Source organism: Nonomuraea basaltis (assembly GCF_005893125.1).
Lineage (GTDB): Bacteria > Actinomycetota > Actinomycetes > Streptosporangiales > Streptosporangiaceae > Nonomuraea > Nonomuraea basaltis.
Genome location: NZ_VCJS01000592.1, coordinates 1 through 1008, shown reverse-complemented (window position 1 = coordinate 1008; position 1008 = coordinate 1). Strand labels below are relative to the sequence as shown.

General features: G+C 78.7%; 1 pseudogene. It reads left to right on the top strand.

Annotated elements, in window-relative coordinates:
- Positions 1–12: 12 nt before the first annotated feature.
- A pseudogene (locus tag EJK15_RS69560) lies at positions 13–1008 on the top strand (hypothetical protein); the annotation flags it as partial.

The window sequence follows — 1008 nt, the reverse complement described above, 5'->3', positions numbered from 1 at the left end:
GTCGAGATGGCCATGCGGCGGGCCTGGGAGCAGGCGGCGGCGTGCGTGATCGCGCCGTCGGGCAGGCTGAGCGCGGGCTCCGGCGAGGTGCTGGCGGAGCGGCTCGGCGTGACGTTGATCTTCGTGGACGAGGATCCGCTGATCGTCGCGGTCCGGGTCGCCTCGGCCGCCTCCCGCCCGGACGCGGCCCGCACCCAGCTCGTGGCCCGCTGCGCCACCCGCCTCGCGGAGGCGGGCGCCTCGGCCCGGCGCGTGCTCGGGGTGCTGAACGCCGAGCTCCCCGGCACATCGGTGGCCTTCCTCGACCGGTACGGCCGCCACCTGGCAGGCCGCCACAGGGCCATCCCCACGGTCGAGATCGTCGGCGCCGACCACGCGTCTGAGGGGTCAGGTGCCGTCGGGCATCCGGCGGGCCCGGCGGGCCCGGCAGGCGCGGTCGGCGGCTTCCGCGGCGGCGGCGCCGGAGAGCGCTTCGCGGCCGCTGGGCCGGGCGGAGGGGCGTCGTCGCCTGTGCCGGGAGTGCGGGTGGCGGGTGCCCGGTGGTCGGCCGAGGTGGAGGTGCCCGACGAGGAGGGCTCGGTGCTGGGCATGCTGGTGGCCGGTGGCTCGTCGCGGTCGCTGGAGTGGCCGTCGGTGGTGCGTACCGTGCTGGGGCTGGCGGTGGCGCCGCTGACCGCCTGGGCGGCGCGGGAACGCCTGCGCGCCTCCCGCGGCTTCGCCCTCCAGGCAGCTCTCGCCGAACGCCTCCTCACCGAGGCCCGCGCCACGGCCCCCGCCCCCCGCGAGCCGAAGCATGGAGAACCCCATGCGGACCCGGCCGGTACGCACGGCCCGGGAAGGAGCGCGGCGGGCGCGGCCCGAGCCGGGACCGATGCGGGCGATCCGCGGGCGGAGGCATCGCATGTGTCGGGTCCCGGGGAGGGCCGGGCGGAAGTGGGCTGGCCCGTGGCGGATGCAAGCGGGCCGGCGGCGGAGGCGGGCGCGAAGGAGGAGCCGGAGGCGGAGGCG